At 76.3% G+C, this 8393-nt stretch carries 1 protein-coding gene; it reads right to left on the bottom strand.

Annotation, left to right across the window (positions count from 1 at the left end):
* Nucleotide 1 precedes the first annotated feature (1 nt).
* The gene (locus tag AB0L89_RS05420) at nucleotides 2-8350 is read right to left on the bottom strand and encodes a type I polyketide synthase (protein WP_365134664.1); all 8349 of its coding nucleotides are present in this window, start codon (nucleotides 8348-8350) and stop codon (nucleotides 2-4) included.
* Nucleotides 8351-8393 lie beyond the last annotated feature (43 nt).

Here is an 8393-nt window from a genome sequence, read left to right as displayed (position 1 = left end):
TTCAGGGCCTTCCCAGCTCATCGTCGATCAGAGAAAAGAGTTGGTCCGCGTCGGCCGCGGCGATCTGCTCGTCGTGCGGGGGCTCCACCGCACCGGCGGGTTCCGGGCCGACGGCGACCGCCCCCAGGAGTGCGAGGAGCCGGTCGGTGACGGCCGCGCGCAGTCCGTCGTCGTCGACGCCGCCCACGCTGAGCGCGAGCCGGTCGAGGTCGGCGAGGACGGGGGCTCCGTCCGGGACGGCGGGGTCGGGCGCGACGGCAGGGGCCCCCGGCCGGACGTCCGCCGGCGGGGCCGCCGTCGAGGCCTGCGGGTCCAGCGCGAGCCGTCCCAGCAGATGACGGGCCAGCGCGGCCGGGCTCGGGTGGTCGAACGTCACCGTGGCGGTCAGGGTGAGACCGGTGAGGGTGGAGAGGCGGTTGCGCAGCTCCAGGGCCGTCAGTGAGTCGAAGCCCAGGTCGGTGAAGCCGCGGTCGGCAGGCGCGTCCGGTGCCCCGGCCCCGCCGAGGACGGTGCCGATCTCCGCCAGCACCAGTCGGCGCACCGTCAGCTCCCGGTCGCGGTCGGGCAGCGGCAGCAGCCGCTCCCGCAGCGACTCGGCGCCACCCCTCGCCCGGTCCGTCCGCGCGGTCCTTGCGGGCGCCAACTGCCTGAGCAGGGCAGGCGGTTCGGTGTCACGGAGTGCGGCCACGTCGAGCCACGCGGGCACCAGATGCGCGCGGTCGGCCCCCAGCGCGAGGTCGAGGAGCGCCAGACCGTCGTCGGTGGGCAGCGGACGCAGGCCCATCCGGAGCATCCGCTGCCTGTCGGCGTCGTCGAGGCGCTCGGTCATGCCGGTGCGCTGCTCCCACAGCCCCCAGCCGAGGGAGAGCGCGGGCAGTCCGGCGGCGTGCCGGTGCTGGGCGAGCGCGTCGAGGAACGCGTTGCCCGCCGCGTAGTTGGCCTGGCCGGCGAAGCCGACCGTGGCGGTGACCGAGGAGAACAGGACGAACGCCGAGAGGTCCAGGTCCCGGGTGAGCTCGTGCAGGTGCCAGGCGGCGTCGGTCTTCGGGGTCAGCACCGCGTGCAGCCGCTCGGGCTCCAGGGTCAGTGTCGCGGCGTCGTCCATGCGCCCGGCGGCGTGCACCACGGCGCGCAGCGGCGCCGCGGCGGGGATGTCCGCGAGGAGCGCGGCGAGCGCGTCGCGGTCGGCGACGTCGCAGGCGGCGACGGTGACCGAGGCGCCCCGCGCGGTCAGCTCGGCCACCAGGTCGTCCGCGCCGTCGGCGGCCCCGCCCCGGCGGCTGACCAGCAGCAGGTCGCGTACGCCGTGGTCGGTGACCAGGCGCCGCGCCACGGTGGCGCCGAGGCCGCCGGTGCCGCCGGTGATCAGGACCGTGCCCTCGGGGCCGAGGGCCGGGCGGGCGGGGTCGGGCGCGGGGACGGAGCCGCGGGCGAGCCGGGGCACGAACACGCGGCCCGCCCGCACCGCCACCTGCGGTTCGCCGAGCGCCAGCGCGCGGGCGAGGTCGTCGGCGGCCGGTTCGCCGGTGCCCCCGTCCCCGTCGCCCTTCGCGCCGTCGATGTCCATCAGGACGACGCGGCCGGGGTGTTCGGTCTGCGTGGGCCGCAGCAGCCCCCACACGGTGGCGGCGGCGAGGTCGACGTCGTCGCCGCTCCCCACGGCCGTGGCACGCCGGGTGACGACGACCAGCCGGGAGGCGCCGCCGGTGTTCTCCCCCAGCCATGTGCGTACGTGGTGGAGGACGTACTCGGCGGTCTCGTGGACGGCGGCGGGCACGTCCGCGGTGCCGGGCGTCACCGGCAGGACCACCGTCGTGGGGTCCGGTACGGCGGCCGACGCGGGTGCGGAGACCTCGCGCCACTCGACGTGGAAGAGCTTGGGGTGGGTGCGCCGCGCGTCCAGCGGCCGCAGGGTCAGCGAGTCGACGGAGAGCACCTGGACGCCGCTGCCGTCGGAGACGTCGAGGGACGCCCTGCCTTCGCCGAGGGGGGAGATCCGCACGCGCAGCCGGGTCGCGCCGCCCCGCACCAGACGCACCCCGGCCCACGAGAACGGCACGTTCGTGCCGGGCTGTTCGAGGACCAGGGGGTGGAGCACCGCGTCGAGGAGCGCCGGGTGCACGCCGAACGGTCCGGCCTCGTCCCGCAGCGCCACCTCGGCGAGCAGGTCGTCTCCGTGGCGCCAGACGCGGTGCAGGTTGCGGAACGCCGGTCCGTACTCCAGGCCGCGCCCGGCGAGTTCGTCGTACCAGGCCGTGCGGTCCTCGGGGACGGCCCCGGCGGGCGGCCACTCGGCCAGCGCGACGTCCGCCTCGACGGGCCCGGCCGTGGTGACCGTGCCCGTGGCGTGCAGCTGCCACGCCGCGTCGGCGGCGCCCGGGACGCGTCCGTGGATCCGTATGGCGCGCCGGCCTTCCTCGTCCGGTGCCGCCGCCGTCAGCTGGACCTCGACCTCGTCCCGCTCCGGGACCACCAGCGGGGTGTGCAGGGTCAGTTCGTCGACCGTGTCGCCGACGCGCAGGGCCATGTCGAGCAGGGCGGTCCCGGGGACCACGGCCTGCCCGAGCACGCGGTGGTCGGTCAGCCAGGGGCGCGAGCGCAGCGAGAGCCGCCCGGTCAGGACGGTGCCCGCGCCGTCGGCGAGCTCCACGGCCCGGCCCAGCAGCGGCTGGTCGGCGGTGGCGTCGAGCCAGTGGCGGCGGCGCTGGAAGGCGTACGTCGGCAGGTCGACCCGCGACGCGCCGGCGAACCGGGTGCCCCAGTCGACGCCGATGCCCCGCGTCCACACCTCGGCGACCGAGGCCAGGAAGCGGTCAGGGCCGCCCTCGTCGCGGCGCAGCGATCCGCAGACAGCCGCGCCCGGCGCCGCGTCGCCGTCCTCCAGGATCTCCTGGATGCTCATGGTGAGCACCGGGTGGGAGCTCACCTCGATGAACGTGTCGTGGCCCTGCTCGGCGAGCGCGGTGACGGCGGAGTGGAAGTGCACGGTCTGACGCAGGTTGCGGTACCAGTACCCGGCGTCGGCCAGGCCCTCGCCCAGCCAGTCGCTCTCCACGGTCGAGTAGAACGGCACCCGGGCGGGCTCGGGGCGCAGGTCCGCGAGCACCCGTGCCAGCTCCTCCTCGATGCGCTCCACGTGGGAGGTGTGCGAGGCGTAGTCGACCGGGACCTTGCGGGCCCGTATGTCCTGCGCCTTGCAGGCGGTGTACAGGGCGTCGAGGGCCTCGGGGTCACCGGCCACGACCGTGGCGTTCGGGCCGTTCAGCGCGGCCACGGCGAGCCGGCCGTCCCACTCCGCCAGGCGGTCCTCGACCTGTGCGGCGGGCAGCGCCACCGACATCATCCCGCCGCGTCCCGCCAGGCCACCGGCGATGGCACGGGAGCGGAGCGCGACCACGCGGGCCGCGTCCCGCAGCGACAGGGCACCGGCCACGCACGCCGCCGCGATCTCGCCCTGGGAGTGGCCCACGACGGCGGCCGGCTCGACTCCGTACGCGCGCCAGAGCGCCGCGAGCGAGACCATGACCGCCCAGGACGCGGGCTGGACCACGTCGACCCGTTCCAGGGTCGGGGCGCCCTCGGCCTGCCGCAGCACGTCCTCCAGGTCCCAGTCGACGAACTCGGCGAGCGCCGCGGCGCAGGCCCGCAGCCGCTCGGCGAACTCCGGCTCCGCGTCGAGGAGTTCCACGGCCATGCCCGCCCACTGCGAGCCCTGGCCGGGGAAGACGAGGACCACACGGCCCGCGGCGGTCCCGGCCGCCCCGGTGACGGAGCCCGGCGCCTTCGGCGCACCCTGCGCCACCGCGTCGAGCCCGGCCAGCAGGCCGTCCCGGTCGCCGGCCACGACGGCCGCGCGGTGCTCGAACGTGGTGCGCGAGGCGGCCAGCGTCCAGCCGACGTCGAGCGGACGCAGGTCCGTGCGGGCCGCGAGGTGCTCCCCCAGTCGCGCGGCCTGGTCGGCCAGCGCGGCCTCGGTCTTCGCGGACAGCAGCACAGGTACGGGGAGTCGGGCACCCGGGACGGGCTGCGCCGCGTCCCGCGCCTCGGCGTCCGGCGCCTGCTCGATGATCACGTGCGCGTTGGTGCCGCTGATGCCGAACGACGACACTCCGGCGCGGCGCGGGCGGCCCGTCTCGGGCCACGCCCGCCGCTCGGTGAGCAGCTCGACGGCGCCCGAGGACCAGTCCACGTGCCGCGACGGCTTCTCGACGTGCAGCGTGCGCGGCAGCACGCCCTCCCGGAGCGCGAGGACCATCTTGATCACACCGGCGACACCGGCGGCGGCCTGCGCGTGCCCGATGTTCGACTTCAACGAGCCCAGCCACAGCGGCTGTTCGGGGTCGCGTCCCTGTCCGTAGGTCGCAAGGAGCGCCCGCGCCTCGATGGGGTCGCCCAGGGTCGTGCCGGTCCCGTGGGCCTCGACGGCGTCCACGTCGGACGCGGACAGCCGGGCGTTCGCCAGCGCGTCGCGGATCACCCGCTCCTGCGACGGGCCGTTGGGCGCCGTCAGGCCGTTGGACGCGCCGTCCTGGTTGACGGCGGAGCCGCGCAGCACGGCGAGGACGCGGCGGCCGTTGCGCCGCGCGTCGGACAGCCGTTCCAGGACCAGTACGCCCACGCCCTCGGCCCAGCCCGTGCCGTCGGCGGTGTCGGCGAACGCCTTGCACCGCCCGTCCGCCGAGAGCCCGCCCTGCCGCGCGAACTCCACGAACATGCCGGGGGTGGACATCACTTCGGCGCCGCCGGCCAGCGCCAGCGTGCTCTCCCCCGACCGCAGCGACGCCGCCGCCAGGTGCAGCGACACCAGCGACGACGAGCACGCCGTGTCGACCGTCAGCGCGGGTCCCTCGAAGCCGAGGGTGTAGGCGATGCGGCCGGACGCCACGCTCGGCAGGCCGCCCGTCAGGGCGTAGCCGCCGAAACTGTCGGACGTCTCGTGCAGCGGTGGGACGTAGGACTGGTCGGACACGCCCATGAAGACGGCGGTCCGGGTGCGGCGCAGGGACTCCGGGTCGATCCCGGAGCGTTCCAGCGCCTCCCAGGACGCTTCGAGGAGCAGCCGCTGCTGCGGGTCCATCGCGCGGGCCTCGCGCGGGCCGATGCGGAAGAACTCGGCGTCGAAGTCCTGGGCGTCCGCGAGGAATCCGCCGGTGCGGACCTGTCCGGTCGCCGCCGGGTCCAGGGTCCAGCCGCGGTCCTCGGGAAACGGCGAGATCGCGTCGCCCCCGTCGTGGACCAGCCGCCACAGGTCCTCGGGAGTGCGTACGCCGCCGGGCAGCCGGCAGCTCATGCCCACGACGGCGATCGGGTCGTCGGGGGCGGGGCCCGCCGCGGCCCCGGCACGCTCGTCGGCGTGCCCCGAGAGCGCGTCGTCGAGGTGGCGCACGAGCGCGGCCGGGGTGGGGTGGTCGTAGACGAGCGTGGTGGCGAGCCGCAGCCCGGTCGCGTCGCCCAGCCGGGTGCTGAGCTCGACCGCGGTGACCGAGTCGAAGCCGGACTCCTTGAACGTGCGGTCCGCCGCGATCGCCGTCGCGTCGGTGTGGCCGAGCACGGCCGCCGCCTCGGAGTGGACCAGGGCGCGCAGCGCGTCCTCGCCGAGGGCCTCGCCGGGGGCCGAGGGAGCGGCGTCGAGCGTGTCCTCGTGGGTCGTCCGGGGCACCGGCGCCGTCGACGGGAGCGGTGCGTGAGGCGCCGGGGCGGCGGCGATCCAGTGGGTGCTGCGCTGGAACGCGTACGTGGGCAGCTCGACGGCACGGGCGCCGGTGCCCTCGAACACCGGCCGCCAGTCCACGGGGATGCCCCGCACGTGCAGCGCGGCCAGCGACAGGAGCAGCCGCCGGACCCCGTCCTCGGCGCGCCGCAGCGTGCCCTGCACGACCGCGCCGTCGGCGTCCTCGACCGTGTCGAGGGTGGACCGGACGGCCATCGTCAGGACCGGGTGCGGGCTGGCCTCCACGAACACCCGGTGTCCGTCGGCGGCCAGGGCGCGTACGGCGGCGTCGAGGCGCACGGGTTCGCGGAGGTTCCGGTACCAGTACCCGGCGTCCAGGTCGGCCGGGTCGAGCGGGCCGCCGGTGACGGTGGAGTAGAAGGCGACCGGGCCGTCCTGGGTGGTGACGTGCCGCGCCGCCGCCAGGACCTCGTCACGGATCCCTGCCACGTGCGGCGAGTGCGAGGCGTAGTCGATCGGTACGCGCCGCGCCCGTACGCCACGGGCACGGCAGTCGGCCAGGACCGCGTCGACGGCGGCCACCGGGCCGGAGACGACGATCGCGTCCGGGCCGTTCACGGCGCCGATCGACACCTCGTCCCAGCCGCCGTCCGCGATCGCCGACTCGACCTCGGCGTGCGCCAGCTCGACGAGGGCCATCGCGCCGTGGCCGGAGAGGTGTGCGGTGATGGCGCGGCTGCGTTCGACCATCAGGCGCAGGCCGTCCGCCAAGGGCATGAGCCCCGCCGCGCAGGCCGCGGTGATCTCGCCCTGGGAGTGCCCGACGACGGCGTCCGGGGTGACCCCCGCCGCGCGCCACACCTCGGCGAGCGACACCTGCACCGCGAACAGCGCGGGCTGCATGACGTCCATGCGCAGCAGCGCGTCCTCGTCGGCGAGCACGTCGCGCAGCGACCAGTCGACCCGGTCGTCGAGGAGCCGCGCGCACGCGTCCATCCGCGCGGCGAACACCGGCAGGGAGCCCCACAGGTCCAGGGCCATCCCGGCCCACTGCGGGCCCTGTCCGGGGAACGCCCAGACCACGCCCGACGCGGAGCCCGCCGCGCCGTCGACCACGAGGGGCGAGGGGGTGCCCGCCGCGAGGGCGGTCAGGCCGCCGGCGAGTTCGGCGCGGTCCGCCGCGACGACGACGGCACGGTGCGCGAGGACCGACCGGGTGGTCGTGGTGGCGAACCCGACGTCCACCGGCCGCAGTTCAGGGTCGGCCGCCAGCCGGTCGAGCAGCCGCCGGGCCTGCGCGCGCAGCGCGGCGCCGTCGGCGCCGGACACGACGACGGGGAAGGACGACACGCCCCTGGATCCGGCCGCGTCCGGTTCCTCGGGGGCGGCCGGGGCCTCGGCGACGACCAGGTGGCAGTTGGTGCCGCCCACGCCGAACGAGCTGACGCCCGCCAGGCGCGGGCCCTCGGGCCAGGGCCGGGCCGTGTCGTTGACGCGCAGGCCCAGCCGGTCCATGGGGATGGCCGGGTGCGGCTCGGCGTAGTGCAGGCTGGGCGGCAGGGCACCGTTCCGCACCGCCAGGGCGACCTTGATCAGGCCGGCGATGCCCGCCGCGCCGTCCAGGTGTCCGATGTTGGTCTTCACCGAGCCGACGAGGAGCGGCTCGGTGTCCTCGCGTCCCCGGCCGAGCACCGCTCCCAGCGCCGCCGCCTCGACGGGGTCGCCCGCGCGCGTGCCGGTGCCGTGGAGCTCGACGTACCGCACGCGTGCCGGATCGGTGCCCGCCTGCGCGTAGGCGTCGCGCAGCAGTTCCCGCTGGGCGTCGTCGTCGGGGACGGTGAGCCCCTCGCCGCCGCCGTCGTTGTTCACGGCGCCGCCGAGCAGCACGCAGTGCACGGGGTCGCCGTCGGCCACCGCGTCCGCAAGCCGCTTGAGGACGACCACGCCGCCGCCCTCGCCGCGCACGGTTCCGTTGGCGCGGGCGTCGAAGGTGTGGGCGCGCCCGTCCGGGGACAGGGCGCCCGCCCGCGCGAAGGCGAGGGTGCTCTCCGGGGTGAGGTTCAGGTGCACGCCACCGGCCAGGGCCAGGGTGGCCGCGCCCGAGCGCAGGCTCTCGCAGGCCAGCTGGACGGCGACCAGCGAGGAGGACTGCGCGGCGTCCACGGTGAGGCTGGGGCCGCGCAGGCCGAGGTGGTAGGAGACGCGGTTGGCGATCACCCCGCGGCTGAGGCCCGCCATCGAGTGGTGGGACACCGCGTCGCCGCCGTGCCGGTGGACGAGCGCGGCGTAGTCGTCGCCGGTGGCGCCGAGGAACACCGCGGCCCGGCCGCCGCGCAGCTGCTCCGGTACGACTCCGGCGTGTTCGAGGGCCGTCCAGCTCAGCTCCAGGGCGAGCCGCTGGCGCGGGTCCATGGCCGCGGCCTCGCGCGGCGAGATGCCGAAGAAGCCGTGGTCGAAGTCGCCGACGCCGTCGAGGAATCCGCCGCGCCGCACGCCTCCGTGGCCGGGGGTGTCGTCCGGTGTCCCGGTGAGGTCCCATCGCCCGTCCGGCACTTCGGTGATCGCGTCCACGCCGTCGCACAGCAGCCGCCAGTAGGCGTCGAGGTCGTCGGCTCCGGGCACCCTGCAGGACATGCCGACGACGGCGATCGCACGCTCGGTCGGGTCGTTCGTGGGCATGCCTGCTTCGTCCTCCGGTCGGTCCTGTCGTGGCGGGTGCTGC

The organism is Streptomyces sp. NPDC052114, assembly GCF_040680155.1.
Taxonomy (GTDB): Bacteria; Actinomycetota; Actinomycetes; order Streptomycetales; family Streptomycetaceae; genus Streptomyces.
The sequence above is the reverse complement of the archived record's forward strand: the minus strand, read 5'-3'. Positions and strand labels throughout refer to the sequence as shown.

Coding starts and splice junctions, on each gene's coding strand:
- AB0L89_RS05420 (WP_365134664.1), bottom strand. CDS start 8,350: ATGCCCACGAACGACCCGACCGAGCGTGCGATCGCCGTCGTCGGCATG.